Genomic DNA, 18210 nt, shown 5'->3' on the forward strand with positions numbered 1-18210 from the left:
CGCATCATGGACAAACAATAGAAAAGTCACTTTCAATATCGCTCCCACTAAAGCCTATCTCAACTATAGAGTACGGGTAACAAGAAATAACACCTCTGAAGTAATCAATATCCATGAGATTGAATTTATGGATTGGGTCTATGACAATAAGTATTTAGTGCAAAATAGCTCAACCTACAAGTATTACGCAAGCGGACAATGGCGAGTGATTTCAGGTTCACCCACCGAGCAGGACTATTTAAACTATGGGATGGACGACATCTCTATTATACCTGAATCCGCATGGTCACAACTTCAAGGTGAAGTAGAACTATGTTATTTCACGGACGACCCAACCAAAACAGAAGCATCCTTCAACATCGAAACTGATCCTTTCACTCTAGCCGAAGAATGGGAAGACAAAGAGATCAAAATCATTGAATACACCGATGACCCAAACCAAACTGAATCAACGATTACAATCGAAACCGAACCTTTTACAATATACGACGAGTTGGGTGACAGTGTAGATGTTCTATACTACACGGACGATCCATCCAAAACATCAGCGGAACTGAATATTACAGCTAACTACTCCCCATTGGATGAACTTGAGGGAGATTTTGATGTGGTTACGTGGACGAATGATGAAGAGGTAATTGCCGGTAATCGGGACATGATGCTAACGTATCACGCGCTACCGTTTGAGCAATTAATTGTGCAAGCAACAGACATAGCACTCTATGGAGATCTGAAAAAGATTGTCGCTACGAAAGTAACGGAGAACAGTCCGGAAGGTACATTAAGAATGGCTGCTTCGTTCGACTCAGGGCTCACATGGAAGACATACCGTTTCAACAAGTGGTTCGATATGGATATGAAGGATATAACCTTATTCAAAAGAAAAGGAATGAATCTGGACACACTCAACGCGATCCCTGAAAAGGATCTAATCGGTTTAACACGAATCGCCTATTATTTCGATAGCAGTAAGCATTATGAAAACAGCTATTTGCTTGACGAAGTGAAGATGGTCGTTGATGCACCGCGACATGCAGTGGAGTTTAGAGATATGTCACTGCAACTGTTAAACACCACGGCCACAATCAATCTGACCTTCTCTGGTAACAAACTTACAGGTGTGCTGGATGATGCAGATCAGGGCAAGGTTAAATACCGCGTCTTGTTGAACGGTAAAACGTATTATCCGGCGGATGGAAATTTTACGCGATTAGTAGCTTCACCATTCAATATTGAACTCAATATCGACGAGAGAAATGTTAATTTTGGCGTAGAGAATATATTGAAGGTTGAATTTCAGGACTATTGGGGTGCCGTAGAATCCAGGGAAACCAAGTTTATCGGATCGTATTCTGGATTAATGTTTATGGATGAGTCTGGAGACTTTCTGTCAGATACCTTTGGCGGAATTTTGAAACAACTCGATTATGGGGTGATCATTGCCGGACAGACGACGTTAACGAAGAAAGTCAGAATCAAAAACATGCTCGGATATGCTGTGGATCATGTATACCTGGAGATGGATAAGAAATTCGAAACGGACGGTGTTGAAGTCCAATTATCCAGACAGGCCGATCCGTTTCTTCCAATCGATTATCTGACCTATGGTCTGATCCAACCGGAGGATAGCATCGATTTTTATATTCGCATCGCAACGGATATTCATGCCAAGCCGAACCCGAATGGTAATTTTGAAATGAAGGTCACAGCAGACCGTGTATAGCTCTCAATACAATGAGACAGGAAGTGAGTGGAATTAATAACGGGGAGACTCTATTAGATAGTGTTATACATATTAAAAGTCCGGAAAATCGTTTTGCAGCAAAGTATATCCTGTACAATCAGGTGCATGAAGAACTGCCTTCGACCCTAATAGCTGCTACAAGAAAAGTGTCCGAGATCGTATCCAGTGTCTCCGTACGTGTCAGACGGTCACAGGAATTGAGCAATTCGCTATATGTAATGTACAGGTCGCAAGGGGATCTGAGCGCAACCATTCAAGCGGCATCCAAAGTTGATCTTGAAGGCATGTTGTACGTTCGGCCACATAACCGTGCACACGGCAAATATGAATTACTGGAAGCACCGCGTGTAACTGTTAATCTTAAACCTCTTGCTGATGCAACCACGCGAAGTCAAAGTCACTTGCAGACGATCAACTTTGGTGATACACAGCGCATGATGATCGGCAGAGATGAGATGGAGCAATTCGAATCGTTTATACATTTCGGTGATCTGGATACCAGAATACCTGATCTGTTATATTTGGAAGAAGCTAAATTGAGGTTGTATTACACAGGAACCCTGGCACCTGGAGCACACATTGAGCTGCATCAGCCGGATACATTGTGGCGGGAGTACGGAATTACGTATGCAAACAGACCTCATTCCATTCAGCTCTTATCGTCCAGTTATGTCATTAATACGACTGAACGTTATATTGAGTTTGATATGATGGGATTACTGAAAATGTGGAGAGAAGATAATCTTTCAAATGTTGGAATGATTATTCAGTCTAGTGGTAACACGCCGATTTATTTCAACACTCGTGAGTCTTCCAAACCACCTGTTTTGCAGATTAGATATATTACTTCTCAAATCTATTCCATTGGTCGAACCGAAATTGAAAGTGAAGTTTTTATTTATGGTGTAGGCCGCAAGGATATAGCTTCAACGTTAGTTGTGCACAGTGATATTGGGCTGGATTGGCTCAAATCTCAGTTGTACGTCCATCGCTATGAGGATTACATGCATCATGATATACCTCAAGTCATCGCGGTCAGCCGTCCGGACCTGGATATAGATCTGACAATAGCTAAACGTATAGATGCAGAACTGGATTCGAACATTTCTATTATTGAAAGTAGAACAGAAGAGAAGGCAACATGGGTTGCTGTTTCTAAACCCGAGCTTCATTCGCAGTTCATTACTGCTATACGAACAACTAAGGATACAGACGGTAATCTTGCGGTTAGAACAGGTCTGGACGACGAAAAAACTGTAGAACTCGCAGTCTCTCATCCTGACTTATCTTCAGTTATTACGGTAGATAGACAAATGTCTCTGGTCAGTACGTTAACGATATCACAATTGTTTGAAGATGAACGGGTTACGAGTCTAATTGTATCCATACCTGATCTTCATGCTTCATTGGAAGTCTCCAATTATATAAAAGCAACTTCAACGTTGGGGTCTTTGCTAACGGTCATGTACGACGGTGATTCGACTGTCATTTCGGAGATTAAGGTTAATAAGCCTGATCTGAATAGTGTTCTTCAAGTCAGAGCATTAGATCATGATGAGAGAGCAGGGAGTCTTGAGATTCCTTATTTGGAAGAACAGCCTGGGCAATTATATATCTCCAGACCTGATGTACTTTCCAGCATTGAGGTCAAGTACATGGATGTATTGGATGGCCACATTAGTATCAAGGAAAGAGAATACTTGGACGGCTATCTTCAGGTGCGAGAGTGGAAGGATATGCAGTCTACGGTAGATGTGAGACAGATTGAGGATATGGCTACTGAAATGACAATTTCCAAGCCTGATCTGGCGGCTTATGTCCAACCGAGAGTTATTGCGAATGAAGAGTTAGGTTCGATCACAAGTATCCGTAAACGGGATGCCAGTGACTTAGTGACCACAGTGATTGTGAAGAGTCCAGGGAATCAAGCGTATTTTTACATTTTATAAAATGAGTTAACTATATAAGGGGGCATTGGCCCTCTTTTTTTTGCGTTTAGGCTCTTGCCCAACTCTAAGCATCTGTACTTTATTATGTAACAGTCCTCTTCTCGTTATGATACAATGTGTTCATCACATATATTAAGGAATGAAGACCATGCGTCAAGAGGACAGCATATTTGAACAGATTATGAAGCAGAAGAGGTTGAAGCCGATCAAGCCTGAAACCAATAGACTTCGATTCAAATCAATACATAAAAAGAAACTAGCTCAGGAGCAATTAAGTGAATTGGATGTCCAGTTCAAAAAGTCGGTTGCTGATTCAATAGACCGCAGTGTACTTCATAGACGTGTACTGGGAATTAGAAGAGAGTTAACGGAGATAAGACGATTAAAGAATGATGAGCATACGTTTTAAGGAAGGGCCACTTTGACTCACTTTGGGTGAGGTGGCTTTTTATATTCGAACTAAAGCATTTATCTACAATCTAAGTCTGCGAGAAGAATTACCAACAATATATTTGAACTGTAAGTACCTACATTTTCTCAAACACGGCAGGTGTCCACACGACAATCCAGAATGAGGCATACAATTATCGTGACCTGTGGAAGAGGAGGTGGATCGGGAAGTTATGGTGACGATGGAGCCCATTATAGTTGGAGAGCATGTATTGGTTGGGGTAGAAGTCAAGCTACCGAAAACAACGTTGTTGACCATTAACACATCCAAAGGATATATCATGTGCGGAGCACTCGACGTGGGATTACTTAATGAGAAGCTCGGGGATCGAAAAATTATTGCAGCTCGAGCGGTTGGTGTGCGTACACTGGAGCAATTGTTGCATGCACCTATGGAGTCGGTGACAACAGAAGCCGAGGCCATGGGCATTACGGTTGGCATGACGGGTGTAGAGGCTTTGTTGAAAATGATCTAAGCACTAACAAAAGGGCTCCCCATGTGGGAAGCCCTTCTTTAGCGTCTTAGTTTCTAATACAGAGCCGGGCACATCAGTAGCTACTAGCTCTATACACGAACCTTTTTCTTGAATACTCTTATTAAGTTAAGCTTCTTCCTTTGCGAACAAGGCAGCCAGATTTTCTTGGAAAGGAGCGCGAACAACGCCTTTTTCCGTGATAATAGCTGTTACATATTCGTTAGGCGTTACGTCAAATGCTGGATTGAATACCTTGATACCTTGCGGTGCGGTACGTTTGCCAAATCCTTCGGTCACTTCCTCCGCAGCCCGTTCCTCAATCGGAATAAGATCTCCGGATGGAGTAGACAAATCGATGGTTGACAATGGGCTCGCTACATAAAACGGAATATTGTGAGCCTTGGCAAGCACGGCCACGCTGTATGTTCCGATTTTGTTAGCTACGTCACCGTTAGCTGCAACACGATCCGTTCCGACGATAACAGCTTGAATCCAGCCTTTGGACATCACCATGCCTGCCATGTTATCACAGAGCAGCGTAACGTCAATGCCGGCTTGCTGTAACTCAAATGCAGTTAGGCGTGCACCCTGAAGTACGGGACGAGTCTCGTCTGCAAATACCTTCAGGTGAATGCCACGTTCCTGTGCGAGATACATTGGAGCAGTTGCCGTACCATATTTCGCAGTAGCCAGTCCGCCTGCATTACAGTGAGTGAGAACACCCATGCCATCTTCGAATAAAGGCAGTGCATTCTCGCCGATCATGCGGCATACTTCTTCGTCTTCCTTCTGAATTAACAGAGCTTCTACTTCAAGAGCATCATTGCCCTCATCCAGGCTCAGGCCGGATTCAACGACCTCATTTGCTTTTTGCATCATGCGATCCAATGCCCAGAACAGGTTCACCGCTGTTGGACGGGAAGTAGCCAGATGAGCACATATGGATTTTACGTGGTCTAACCAACCTTGAACGGTTGTTCCGTCATATGATTTGGCACCCAATACAACACCAAATGCAGCAGCAATACCAATCGCCGGAGCACCGCGTACTTTCATGGAGTGGATGGATTCCCATACTTCCTCGGGTGTATACAGTTTCAACATGAGGATCATTTCGGGCAGCAGACGCTGGTCAAGCATTTCAAGCTTGTCCTTTTTCCAGATGAGAGAGGACAGAGGCTGATATTCAGGGGTTGTCATGGGTGATTCCTCCGTTCCTTATGTTAAGCCTTAGTAGTAGTAACAGCTGTGGATACAATATCCATTACTTCGCCGATGGTATTCAAGCGACGATTGTTCTTGATCAATGCTTTACCAATGGACAACGCTTTACGCTGAGCATGTTCACGTTCAGTCGCATTTGGAATGGTATCTATATCTGCCACGTGAGCGAGTCCCACGATACGACGAACCATTTTGGCACCTGCAAAGCCGATCGAATCTCTGAACAATTGTTGCACATACAGATCCTGATAGCCTGACGTTTTTGCCATCGGATCAACGAGGTCGTGAACCCAGAGGGCACGGAAACGAGATTCGAATTCAGTCCATACATCACGAACCATATTCAGCATAAGCGTCTCACGCTCACGCAAAGCAGTCTCATCCTGAATCCATCCTGGCAGGGATGAGTAATTCAAGAGCAGGTTCGCAAGGACTGCACCAACATCAAATCCCATGGGGCCGTAATATGCAAATTCGGGATCGATGACCTTTGTTGATTCAGGTGTAACAAAAATACTGCCTGTATGCAGATCTCCATGAAGCAGTGCCTGCCCATGTGTCAGGAATTTTTCCCGTAGTAATGCCACTTCAAGGTGAAGTTCTCCATCTGTGCGAAGGGCTTCAGCCTCGTCTTCAATGGAAGCATCATAATTATTTTTCTCGGCGATCCGGTAGGGTTCATCAAAGATCAGATCCTCCGTTATTTTGCATTGGTCCGGATTAATGAATCTGCCCTGTTGTTCCTTCTTCAATTGCTGATCCATGCCCAAGTCTGAAGTGAAGAACAGCGTTCTTGCCATGAATTCCCCAATGTGCTGAGCAAAAAGAGGATAGGAAACACCTTCGATCAGGCCCTTACGCATGATCACATGATCACTCAGATCTTCCATAACGGTTAACGCGAGGTCATTATCGTAATGATACACTTTGGGTACCATCCCTGGACACAGACGGTACTCTTCTTGAAGAATTTCACGCTCAATTCGGGCACGTACGAGAGAGAGTGGCCATGATTCTCCAACCACTTTCGCATAAGGAAGCGCCTGTTTGATAATGATACTTTTATCGGAGTTCTGATCCGTGATGTGGAATACCAAATTCAGATTGCCGTCGCCGATCTCGTGACAATCCAGATTTGCATCTGCCGCAAATGGACCCGGTAATGTTTTGGCCAGTTCAATTGCATCCTGGGGGGTAAACGGGCGATATTGGGACAAAGGTGCCACCTCCATATATATGAAGAAACAGGAAAACCCACTTCTTTGCTTGGTATATGTCAGTATATCGGAAATAGCGCTGTTTTTGAACTTTTTTTTGAGACAAGTTAAGTCGATCCTGATTCGAACTTCCGGTTCAAGGGTAAAAACAAATAGGCCGGACGGCTGAGAGAAACGCCGTTAACAAGCCTCTCCACTACATGTGGTGACACATTATTAACTCTCTGTTATGCATTGCGGGACAACCTGCTTACCACGGCATGACAGACTAATTTTAAATAAAGGATGGGATTAATATGGCTACAAAAAACAAAACAGATCAAGCAAAATCGGTGGAACAAGTACTTAATCGTCAGGTAGCTAACCTGAACGTATTGTATGTTAAAATCCATAACTATCACTGGTACGTTAAAGGACCTAACTTCTTCACGTTGCATGTGAAATTCGAAGAGTTCTACAACGAAGTTACAGTACAAATGGATGAAATCGCAGAGCGTATCCTTACGCTGAAAGGTAGCCCGGCGGCTACAATGAAAGAGTATCTGGAGCTTTCCTCTATCCAAGAAGCAGCAGGTGGAGAAGACGCAAAAACAATGGTGCAAAACCTGATCGAGGACTTCGCTACACTTTCGAATGAATATCAGGAAGGTATCGAAGTTGCAGATGCAGCTGAAGATCAACCGACATCCGATATGCTGACAGGTTTCAAGGCTGACCTTGAGAAACACATGTGGATGCTTCGCTCTTTCCTGGGTTAATATAGCCAAGATTTTGCCTAATACAAATGGTCTCTTACGTAAGCTTTCTGAGCCCGGATCATGTTGTCAGAAACGCACTGAGCGTCTATACTGCTGACAAGAACGATAGGGGAGGGAACCGCTTATGTTAGAACCAACGATACCGGCTTTAAAAGAATGGGCATCTGCAATCAAAGCACTGGAAACGAGTCGCCAGATTATGGTGATGCGCAAAGGTGGTATTGTAGAGGAAACCCGACATTTTGAGCTGAAAAGCCCGGCGTTTTACCTGTATCCGACTTATGAACATCAGCGTAAAGAACTGATTAAGTCCTCGGATCAATCCTATGTTGAAGAATCACTGGCCGAATGGGTGCCCGAAGCTTCGACAATCCGTATTACTGCATATGCCGAAGTAACGCAGGATCTGGAGATACGAGATCAGGAGATGCTGGATCGACTTCTTGACTTTCATATGTGGACAGCGGATTTTGCCGAAGACCGTTTGAAATGGAAACGGAAAGATCCGCTCCATGTATTGATTTTACGTGTGTACCTTTTGAAAGAACCGATGGAAATCCCCGTACTGCCTGAATATAATGGTTGCCGTTCATGGATTTCTATTCCGAATGGTCCGGTGCCGCGCGAAATGACGCCGGTGGTGGACGTTGCGGATTTTGACGAACAGGTACAGAAGATTAACGAGATGCTCAAATTGTAAATGGTAAACGGAGGGACTTGTCCATAATTTGGATAAGTCCTTTTTTTAGATTAGTATACAGCAGAGGACATAAAAGCTTGAATTGCCGTGATTTTTCTCACTGTACATTTCTGCGTAAGATGTTTTCTGATTTGATTCAATTTGTCTTTTAATATAGAATCAGAAAGAATAATGTTTCCTGTAAGGACCAACGTTCTTAGGAAATGACTTGATTATCATTGAGAATCAGTTTAGAATTATTCTAAAGTGTTCTTGCTTTGAAGATTCGAGTACAAGAGAAATTCAGGGGAAGCCCTGTTCAGATATAATAGGCGCTTTTTCGTTTTCGACAACAACATCAATTTAATCAATGGAGGGAAACAATACACATGGCTACGAATTTCGTCATTGAAGGTCTGAAAGCGACGATCGAAGGTAAGGAAATCCTGAAAGGCATCAACCTGGAAATGAAAGGTGGAGAAATCCACGCAATCATGGGACCAAACGGAACAGGTAAATCCACTCTGGCTTCTGCCTTGATGGGTCACCCTAAATATGAAGTAACAGACGGTAAAATTACGCTTGATGGTGAAGATGTATTGGATATGGCTGTAGATGAGCGCGCACGTGCAGGTCTCTTCCTGGCTATGCAATACCCAAGTGAAATTGCAGGTGTTACAAACTCCGACTTCTTGCGTAGTGCAATTAACGCACGTCGTGGCGAAGGTAACGAGATCTCCCTGATCAAGTTCATTCGTCAAATGGAAGGTAAAATGAAAGAACTCGACATGAACCCTGAGTTCGCTCACCGTTACCTGAATGAAGGTTTCTCCGGTGGTGAGAAAAAACGTAACGAGATTCTGCAAATGATGCTGCTTGATCCGAAAATCGTAGTACTTGATGAAATTGACTCCGGTCTGGACATCGATGCTTTGAAAATCGTGGCTGACGGTGTGAACGCTATGAAGAGCGAAGATCGTGGCTTCCTGATCATCACTCACTACCAACGTCTGTTGAACTACATTACGCCTGACTATGTTCATGTAATGATGCAAGGTCGTATCGTGAAATCCGGCGGACCTGAATTGGCTCACCGTCTGGAAGCGGAAGGGTATGACTGGGTAAAGGCAGAGCTGGGAATTACAGACGAAACTGTAGGCCAAGAAGCGTAAAGACAAAACGGAGGAGGATTAATCAATGACTACACAAACAATTCTTCCGGTTGAATCTGAAGCGCTTCGCGCCTTGTCGGAAAGCAACAATGAACCCGGCTGGTTGACCGAACAGCGGCTCGAAGCTTTAAGGCTTGCGAGCGGGCTTGCGCTTCCTAAACTGGAAAAACAAAAAATTGAACGCTGGAATGTCAGCGAGTACGGAACATATAAAACAAGTGAAGCTATTTCTTCTTTGACAGAAGTACCTGCTTCTATCAAAGATCTGGTTCAGGATCAAGCTGAAGGCAGTCTGGTTATCCAGCGCAATTCCGGTACGGTATACTCCAAGGTGTCTGCTGATCTGGCAGCAAAAGGAGTCATCTTCACGGATCTGGCTACAGCGGTTCGCGAACACGGCGATTTGGTAAAATCATATCTGAACACAGCGGTGAAAGCGGATGAGCATTCTCTCGCTGCATTGCATGCGGCACTTTGGAATGGCGGGGTCTTCCTGTATGTTCCGAAAAATGTCGAAATCGAAGTACCACTGCAAGCAGTGTTGCTTACAGATGACGCATCTGCAACTTTTGCACCTCACGTGCTTGTGGTTGCAGAAGCAAACAGTTCAGTAACTTATGTTGATAACTATGTATCTGGCGAATTGTCCGCACCTGTTTTCCATAATGGTGTTGTGGAAGTATTCGCAAAATCTGGTGCTAAAGTACGTTTCGCATCGGTTCATCAACTGAGTGTAAATGTAACTGATGTTTCATTCCGTCGTGCAGTGTTGGAGAATGATGCTTCCATCGAGTGGATTGTAGGCGAAATGAATAATGGCGACACAGCCAGCAACACGATGACTGTGCTTAAAGGTAATGGATCAAGTTCTGATTCCAAAGTCATCGCTGTAGGTTCCGGTTCGCAGAAAATCAACTACACCACAGAAGCTCGTCACTTCGGCAAGAATACACCAAGTCAGATGATTACACGTGCAGTTATGCGTGAAGAAGCTTCTGCAATCATTAACGGAATCACGAAGATTGAGAAAGGCGCTACCAAAGCCGATGGACAGCAGACAGAGAAAGTGTTGATGCTGAGCCCTAAAGCACGTGGAGATGCGAACCCAATCCTCCTTATTGATGAAGATGATGTAACAGCAGGTCACGCGGCTTCTGTTGGTCAAGTCAATGCCGAGCAGATTCATTACTTGATGTCGCGCGGAATTAACCGTACGGATGCCGAACGCCTGATCATCTATGGCTTCCTGGCTCCGGTGGTGGCGGATATTCCTCTGGAAGCACTGCGCACCCAATTGCAGTCCCTGATTGAGAAGAAGCTGGGACAATGAACCCGTCCATTCGCGAGCAGTTCCCGATCCTCCACCAGGAAATCAACGGACACCCGCTCGTATATTTAGATAGTGCTGCAACTTCACAAAAGCCTCGTGCTGTGATTGAAGCGGTTAAACATTATTATGAGTATGAGAATTCCAACGTACATCGTGGTGTTCATACCCTTGGAAGCCGTGCAACGGACGCTTACGAAGGCGCACGTGAGAAGGTAGCCAAGTTTATCAATGCACGTAGTACACAGGAGATTATCTTTACCCGCGGGACAACGACAGCCCTGAATCTGGTGGCTTCATCATACGCCCGCGCCAATTGCAAAGAAGGCGATGAAATTGTTATCACGCAAATGGAGCACCATAGTAATCTGATTCCTTGGCAGCAGGTTGCCAAGGAGACAGGTGCAACATTGAAATACATTCCGCTTCAGCCTGACGGTCATATTGAATTGGCTGATGTCGAGAAGACGATTACGAACAATACTAAAATTGTAGCAATCGCTTATGTATCCAATGTTATGGGTCTGATCCATCCTGTGAAACAAATTGCTGAAATTGCACACCGCAATGGTGCTGTCATCGTTGTTGATGGCGCACAAAGCACACCTCACATGAAGGTGGACGTTCAGGATCTGGACTGTGATTTTTATGCATTATCCGGTCATAAAATGTGCGGACCAACCGGAATCGGTGCACTCTACGGCAAAAAGGCGCTGCTGGAGTCCATGGAACCCATTGAGTTCGGTGGTGAAATGATTGATGATGTGGGTCTGTACGAATCCAACTGGAAAGAGCTTCCCTGGAAGTTCGAAGGCGGAACCCCGATTATCGCAGGTGCGGTAGGGTTGGGAGCTGCCATTGATTTTCTGGAGCAGATTGGTATGGATGAGATCGCACATCATGAGAGTGTGCTGGCAGCTTATGCAACAGAACGTCTGTCCGAAATTGATGGGTTAACGATCTATGGCCCAGCCAAGCGGCATGTGGGTGTTGTTACCTTTAACCTGGGTGATGTTCATCCGCATGATGTGGCAACCGTACTGGATGCGAGTGGCGTAGCTATTCGTGCCGGACACCATTGCTGTCAACCGCTAATGCGCTGGCTTGAAGTTAGCTCAACAGCTCGTGCCAGCTTCTATCTATACAATAACGAACAAGATGTAGATCGGCTTGTCAGCGCCTTAATCCAGACAAAGGAGTATTTTGGCGATGCAACTTGATGATCTGTACAGACGTGTTATAATGGACCACTACAAAAACCCGCGTAACCGCGGAACATTTGATAATGACGCTGTCACGGTGAATTTGAACAATCCAACGTGCGGCGACCGGATTTCACTGCAAATTTTGCTGAAAGACGGAATCGTCCAGGAAGCCAAATATACGGGTGAAGGCTGCTCCATCAGCATGTCGTCTGCATCGATGATGACAGAGGCCGTCAAAGGCAAAACGATGGAACAGGCACTCGATATCGCTAACCGTTTTTCCTCACTGATGAAAGGTGAAGAAGTCGATTTCGACGATTATGAAGATCTCGAAGCCCTATCCGGTGTGAACAAGTTCCCTGCACGCATCAAATGTGCCACTCTGGCCTGGAATGCATTACGCAAAGGGATTGACGAAGAGAACAAAGTACAATAACGATAGGGAGGTAGAGCAAGATGGCTAAAAAAGCACCAGAAATGGAAGAGTACAAATATGGTTTTCGCGACGAGCACAAATCCATCTTTCAAACCGGTAAAGGTCTGACTGCAGAAGTGGTTACCGAAATTTCCAAGATTAAGAACGAACCGGAATGGATGTTGGAATTCCGGTTGAAATCCCTGAAACAATTCGAAAAGATGCCAATGCCGAAATGGGGCGGAGATCTCGACGGATTGGATTTCAATGAAATTCAGTATTATGTGCGTGCTTCGGAGAAACAAGGTAAAACATGGGAGGAAGTTCCTTCTGAAATCAAGGAAACCTTTGATAAATTGGGTATCCCTGAAGCAGAGCAAAAGTTCCTTGCAGGTGTATCGGCTCAGTATGAGTCCGAGGTTGTATACCACAACATGCAAAAGGAATTGGAAGACCAAGGTGTAATCTTCATGGATACCGACACGGCTCTCAGAGAGCATCCGGAAATCCTGCGTGAATATTTTGCAACAGTTATTCCACCAGCAGATAACAAATTTGCTGCATTGAATAGTGCGGTTTGGTCCGGAGGAAGCTTTATCTACGTGCCTAAAGGCGTTAAATGTGAAGTGCCTCTGCAAGCCTACTTCCGGATTAACTCTGAGAATATGGGACAATTTGAGCGTACACTCATCATTGCGGACGAAGACAGCTTCGTTCACTATGTAGAGGGCTGTACAGCTCCAATCTACAGCACGAACTCACTGCACAGTGCGGTTGTTGAGATCATCTGTAAGAAAAATGCTCGTGTTCGTTACACAACGATTCAAAACTGGGCACCAAACATCTACAACCTCGTTACGAAACGTGCGGTTGCAGAAGAAAATGCAACGATGGAATGGGTCGATGGTAACATCGGTTCCAAACTGACGATGAAATATCCAGCGGTTGTACTGAAAGGCCGTGGAGCTAAAGGTTCCGTACTTTCCATCGCTGTAGCTGGTAAAAACCAGCATCAGGATGCAGGTGCGAAAATGATCCACTTGGCTCCGGATACAACATCTACGATTGTATCCAAGTCCATCAGTAAACATGGTGGTAAAGTAACGTACCGTGGTTTGGCTTCCTTTGGACGTCAAGCTGAGGGCGCGAAATCCAACATCAAGTGTGATACACTCATTCTCGATAATGAGTCCACATCGGATACAATTCCTTACAATGAAATCATGAATGATAACATCATGCTGGAGCATGAAGCTACAGTCTCCAAAGTGTCTGAGGATCAACTCTTCTACCTGATGAGCCGTGGTCTGACTGATGCAGAAGCAACACAGATGATTATCATGGGCTTCATTGAGCCATTCACGAAGGAATTGCCAATGGAATACGCCGTTGAGATGAATAGATTGATCAAATTCGAAATGGAGGGCTCCATTGGTTAATCCAATGCAGCGCCTTTCGAAGCCGTAAAGCTGAAGCTAGTTGCTGATGCTTAGCGGTAGATATAGTTTTATGTGATCGAATACCCTCTAAAGCAGACTTTTTAAAAAGTCTCTCTAGGGGGTATTTTTATTAAAAAATCTGGGGATAACAGCGATCAGAAGGTTATTCTGTCATCGGAGTGGCAAGTGTAAATATTCTTTAGTTCAAATTGTATATTTACAAATGAATAGACCAGCGTTATTCTTCCATTAATGAATATTACATATATTTGAATTGATTAAAATATAAGGGGGTATATGATGCGAAGAAGTATAGTTAAAAAAGGAGCAGCCTTGGTATTGTCTGCTGTTGTTGCCTTAACGGGCTCTCCGTTATTTTTATCAACGGCGAGTGCAGCAGAAGGTGGATCGGTATCGGGTTCATTCAAGGTACTTAGTTACAATGTAGGTGGCCTTCCGGACCTGGTATCCAGCTCCAACCCCAAGGAGTACACCGTTCAGATTTCCCCAAAATTAAATGACTATGACATTATTAATGTGCAAGAGGATTTTAATTATCATAATGAGCTGATATCCCAAGTCACTCTGCCGTATTTGACGACAACAAGTGGAATTGCGGGTTTTGGTAGTGGGTTGAACAGTCTGTCCAAATATCCATTCCGTGACTTGAAACGTATTACCTGGGATAAGCGATCTGGTCTTTTTGACAATGGAAGTGATGAATTGACTCCAAAAGGATTTACAGCAGCTACATATGAGATCACACCTCAGGTGAAAGTGGACGTGTACAACTTGCATGCGGACGCAGGTAGCGATGATAAATCGCTTGAGGCCAGACGAGATAATATCAGACAACTCTCCAATTACATAAAGGAGCACTCGGACGGGAACGCTGTTATCGTATTAGGGGATACCAATACACGGTACACCCGTGCGGCTGACAATATAGAGTTGCTCATGTCTGAGAATGGTTTAAGAGATCCGTGGATCGATTTGATTCGAGGTGGGAGTATTCCCGCTGATGGAGACGCCCTTATGGATGCAAGCAATTTAAATGGACCCAACTATGAGATAGTGGACAAAATTTTGTATCGCGGAAGTAAAGCGTTGTCCCTTAATGCAGAGAGCTTTCGGTTAGAAAATCAAACGTTTGTTGACCCGAGTGGAAAGCAACTCTCCGATCATTATCCGATTACAGCGGAATTTGTGTACAGCACATCTTCTCAGTACCAACTAAGTTCAACAATCGGAGGATCTGGAGGAACTGGGTTTAATGATCTGAATCAGATTCCCGATGCCAGACCTAGCTCAGTAGTGCTTAATTCAGGCAACCGTGTAGACGGCATTTCAACGCTGTACAGGGATGGAACGAACCTGGCACATGGTGGTCAATCCAACATTGCCACACTGAACTTGGCAGACGGAGAGTACTTAACCGAGGCAACAATTGGTCAGGGGACACGTAATGGAGATAAACGGATCTTTTACGTGGAGTTGTCCACCAATCTTGGGAATAAAGTTGAAGGCGGACAAAAGACCTCGGATCAAATCAAACTTGAGGCACCAGCAGGGTGGTATATAGCCGGATTTTATGGAAGAGCAGGACAGGAATTGGATCAGCTAGGGGTCATCTACAGACTTCTGAATTAGGAGTGTGTAGTGGTGGAAATAAAACATAGTATATGTAACTGATAGAGGAATCATATTAGCATAGCGCGCCGCTTGGGATATACGTTGGAGAGACCATTTGGTTTCCCTAATAATATTCTGAGCGGTATTTTTGTGGAATAAAATAAGACCATTAGCACAAGCCATTTCATAGATTTTAGCATTTAATGATAGAAAAGGATGTGAGTGTATGAGCGTGAACCCTTTCGAGGGATATCGGATTACAAGTTCATTCGGCTATCGAATTCATCCTATTCATGGTGGACAGACATTTCACCGCGGAATTGATCTCGTGACAGAGCCTTGGAATGGCCCCGTCTATGCCTTTATGGAAGGTAGGGTATGTTTTGCTTCCGAAGGAGTTACAGGCTCCGGATTCGGCGGTTACGGGCTTACAGTTGCCCTTCAAGATCATCGTGGCTACTTGCATTGTTATGCTCACCTTTCGCGGATTGCCGTAACCGTTGGGCAGCGTGTGAAGCGAGGGCAGCTTATCGGTAATCAGGGAAGCACGGGTCAGAGTACTGGCCCGCATGTACATTATGAAATTCGTAAAACAAGTGCGCCATCGTACGGGTATACAGCCAGCGAAGATGGTGTGACGGAACCGGGTGCCTATCTACAGGCCGAATACGGAACTGCATCTCAGGAACAGGAGGCTCCGCCGATGACCACTGAGCAGAAGAAAGTGTTTGAAGCCATGCAGAAAACGCTGGAGATTCAAGGGGGATGGATTCAGCAACAGGAGCAACTTTCCAATATGGATTGTCCCGCATGGGCGCAGCAAGCATTTGATTATTATCGACCGTTTATTATGAATGACAAAGGCAGTTATGAATTTTGGAGATTACTTGTTATCATGTACCGCAAGGAAAAAGGCATCCAGGTTCATTCGGAGTCCGACATATAGATCTCTGCAAAGAACAGGGAATAACAAAAGGCTAACCCACTCAGGTAGATGCAGACAGACAACCATTTATCAAATGTTGCCTGTTCGCCCGGTTCATTCCAACGGAAACGTCATATGTTAGGGTATACCTGATGAAGAGGAGGCAATCACATGAGCGAAGTAGGATATGGCTGTGGTGGCAACGTAGGCGGAGTAGGCGGCGTTGGCGGATACAATATGTTCACAAACACTGGTGCAATCTTGGTACTGTTCATTCTGTTGGTTATCATCACAAAAGCATTCTGCGTGTAATCCAACATGATCGAATCGGAATAGACAAAAGGGAAGCCGATTATGGCTTCCCTTTTGTCATATGCCAACCTGTGAGTTGGTTATTTCAGTTACTATGGGGTTCTTCGTATACATGCTGTGTACAATGAACAGTTACTGTACATAAATCTCAACGATAGCAATATCTCTTTCTTTCGCTAAATCGATAAAGGCCGTAGAGGTCTGAACGAGTGGTCGGAAATAATCCGCAGGATTATTCATGACAATGAGTCCCGTCTGACCCGTGGTGAGCAGAACCCTTTTACCGATAAAATTAGGCAGCATGTGCTTGATCAGTTCCTGCGTTGCTTCAGCATTTAACTGACCAAAGCTGAGACTGTACAGCTCACACAGAACAGAAATCAGTTCCTGTTTGGTCTGGTATACCCGATTCGTCGTCATGGCGCTGTAAACGTCTGCTACAGCAGTTATACGGGCATATGGGTGGATCTCGTCTCCTCGCAGTCCATGAGGATAACCACTCCCATCCTCGCGCTCATGATGTTGAAGTGCAACCATTGCCAGAATTTCATCCTGCGTGGATTCTTTAATGATATCGTACCCATAGAATGTGTGTTTCTTCATTTCGTCAAATTCTTCCGTGGTCAATTTACCAGGTTTATGTAAAATCTCAGAAGGAATCTTAGACTTGCCGATATCATGAAGATATCCTGCTTTGGCTACCGTTAGACATTCCTCGGGGTTGTAACCCATCCAGCCGGCGATATAAAAAGCGAGCATTCCGACTTGCAATGAATGGTTGTACGTATAATCACTATCCCCGTCCAGCATAAGCAACAAGGAGACAACATCTTTTTGTTTTTCCAACTGTTCTGTTAGGGTAAACAAAATCTCATCGACCTGTGTCTCATCAATAAAACCCTTCTCCATCGCTTGTTGAAATAGAGATTCAGTACCTTTGATCGTATCGTTAAACAAGTTAGTTAACAGACGGGATTGATCGGAAGGTAAGGTTTGTGCATCAGAGTGTAGGTCGGATGTTGTGTGTTCTACATCTGCGTACTCGATTCCATGTTGCAACAGTTTGGATAGGTCATCTTCACTGAGGGTGGAACCTTTCATCAGCATGTGGAGACCCGAACTGTTGTATACATCATTTTTTAACAGGTCACCCGGTTTAAGATCAGTAACATGCACTCTCACGTATAAACCACCTTTTCTCGACTAATATCGACACATATAATTATAATAACAAGAAAAAAATGGGTTGACAACGACTTATTTACTATTAACCCACTCTACCTAAA

17 protein-coding genes are annotated in these 18210 nt (G+C 44.4%); 14 read left to right on the plus strand and 3 right to left on the minus strand.

The window, feature by feature from the left end; all coding sequences use genetic code 11:
- Positions 1 to 127: 127 nt before the first annotated feature.
- The 4 genes from F0220_RS09430 (at position 128) to F0220_RS09445 (ending at position 4619) form a co-directional block, all read left to right on the plus strand.
- Positions 128 to 1723: a hypothetical protein gene (locus tag F0220_RS09430; RefSeq protein WP_146117064.1), complete on the plus strand. Its 1596-nt coding sequence runs from the start codon at positions 128 to 130 to the stop codon at positions 1721 to 1723.
- 11 nt (positions 1724 to 1734) lie between these two features.
- Positions 1735 to 3693 (plus strand): DNRLRE domain-containing protein, encoded by a 1959-nt coding sequence (locus tag F0220_RS09435; RefSeq protein ID WP_105650873.1) that lies wholly within the window; start codon positions 1735 to 1737, stop codon positions 3691 to 3693.
- 148 nt (positions 3694 to 3841) lie between these two features.
- The gene (locus F0220_RS09440; RefSeq protein ID WP_105598038.1) at positions 3842 to 4102 is read left to right on the plus strand and encodes a hypothetical protein; all 261 of its coding nucleotides are present in this window, start codon (positions 3842 to 3844) and stop codon (positions 4100 to 4102) included.
- A gap of 214 nt (positions 4103 to 4316) precedes the next feature.
- A complete protein-coding gene (locus F0220_RS09445; RefSeq protein ID WP_091014620.1) occupies positions 4317 to 4619 on the plus strand; it encodes a YunC family protein in 303 nt (100 codons plus the stop codon).
- A 126-nt stretch (positions 4620 to 4745) separates the two neighbouring features.
- On the opposite strand, the gene mtnA is transcribed toward F0220_RS09445, so the two are convergent.
- Together mtnA and mtnK are read right to left on the minus strand one after the other, a co-directional pair.
- Positions 4746 to 5819 carry an S-methyl-5-thioribose-1-phosphate isomerase gene (gene mtnA, locus F0220_RS09450; RefSeq protein WP_105598039.1) on the minus strand — a complete coding sequence of 358 codons (1074 nt, stop codon included), beginning with the start codon at positions 5817 to 5819 and terminating at the stop codon, positions 4746 to 4748.
- A gap of 23 nt (positions 5820 to 5842) precedes the next feature.
- Entirely contained in the window at positions 5843 to 7060 is a 1218-nt protein-coding gene (gene mtnK, locus F0220_RS09455) for an S-methyl-5-thioribose kinase (RefSeq protein WP_181155335.1), read from the minus strand.
- Between the two features lie 296 nt (positions 7061 to 7356).
- Here mtnK and F0220_RS09460 point away from each other — a divergent pair, with 296 nt between their 5' ends.
- The 10 genes from F0220_RS09460 to F0220_RS32455 all read left to right on the plus strand — a co-directional run bounded on the left by F0220_RS09460 (position 7357) and on the right by F0220_RS32455 (position 16924).
- Positions 7357 to 7818, plus strand: a complete 462-nt coding sequence (locus F0220_RS09460) for a Dps family protein (RefSeq protein ID WP_017689542.1) — start codon at positions 7357 to 7359, stop codon at positions 7816 to 7818.
- Between the two features lie 124 nt (positions 7819 to 7942).
- Positions 7943 to 8518 carry a DUF1802 family protein gene (locus tag F0220_RS09465; protein ID WP_149846487.1) on the plus strand — a complete coding sequence of 192 codons (576 nt, stop codon included), beginning with the start codon at positions 7943 to 7945 and terminating at the stop codon, positions 8516 to 8518.
- 368 nt (positions 8519 to 8886) lie between these two features.
- Positions 8887 to 9669 carry a Fe-S cluster assembly ATPase SufC gene (gene sufC / locus F0220_RS09470; RefSeq protein WP_036609931.1) on the plus strand — a complete coding sequence of 261 codons (783 nt, stop codon included), beginning with the start codon at positions 8887 to 8889 and terminating at the stop codon, positions 9667 to 9669.
- 25 nt (positions 9670 to 9694) lie between these two features.
- Positions 9695 to 10999, plus strand: a complete 1305-nt coding sequence (sufD, locus tag F0220_RS09475) for a Fe-S cluster assembly protein SufD (RefSeq protein ID WP_105598041.1) — start codon at positions 9695 to 9697, stop codon at positions 10997 to 10999.
- Positions 10996 to 12216 (plus strand): cysteine desulfurase, encoded by a 1221-nt coding sequence (locus F0220_RS09480; RefSeq protein WP_091014616.1) that lies wholly within the window; start codon positions 10996 to 10998, stop codon positions 12214 to 12216. Before sufD ends, F0220_RS09480 begins: the two co-directional genes overlap by 4 nt.
- A complete protein-coding gene (gene sufU / locus F0220_RS09485) occupies positions 12206 to 12637 on the plus strand; it encodes a Fe-S cluster assembly sulfur transfer protein SufU (protein WP_017689537.1) in 432 nt (143 codons plus the stop codon). Before F0220_RS09480 ends, sufU begins: the two co-directional genes overlap by 11 nt.
- 20 nt (positions 12638 to 12657) lie before the next feature.
- Positions 12658 to 14055, plus strand: coding sequence for a Fe-S cluster assembly protein SufB (gene sufB / locus F0220_RS09490; RefSeq protein ID WP_036669904.1), 1398 nt, complete (start codon positions 12658 to 12660; stop codon positions 14053 to 14055).
- Between the two features lie 300 nt (positions 14056 to 14355).
- Complete coding sequence (locus F0220_RS09495) at positions 14356 to 15705, plus strand: jacalin-like lectin (RefSeq protein ID WP_181155336.1); 1350 nt, start codon at positions 14356 to 14358, stop codon at positions 15703 to 15705.
- 208 nt (positions 15706 to 15913) lie between these two features.
- Positions 15914 to 16633 (plus strand): M23 family metallopeptidase, encoded by a 720-nt coding sequence (locus F0220_RS09500; RefSeq protein WP_105598042.1) that lies wholly within the window; start codon positions 15914 to 15916, stop codon positions 16631 to 16633.
- Positions 16634 to 16783: 150 nt separating this feature from the next.
- The gene (locus F0220_RS32455; protein WP_017689533.1) at positions 16784 to 16924 is read left to right on the plus strand and encodes a hypothetical protein; all 141 of its coding nucleotides are present in this window, start codon (positions 16784 to 16786) and stop codon (positions 16922 to 16924) included.
- Between the two features lie 132 nt (positions 16925 to 17056).
- Here the strand turns inward: F0220_RS32455 and F0220_RS09505 are convergent, their stop codons facing one another.
- Positions 17057 to 18106: an HD-GYP domain-containing protein gene (locus tag F0220_RS09505; protein ID WP_091014614.1), complete on the minus strand. Its 1050-nt coding sequence runs from the start codon at positions 18104 to 18106 to the stop codon at positions 17057 to 17059.
- Positions 18107 to 18210 lie beyond the last annotated feature (104 nt).

The sequence above is a fragment of the Paenibacillus sp. 37 genome, from assembly GCF_008386395.1.
GTDB classification, from domain to species: domain Bacteria; phylum Bacillota; class Bacilli; order Paenibacillales; family Paenibacillaceae; genus Paenibacillus; species Paenibacillus amylolyticus_B.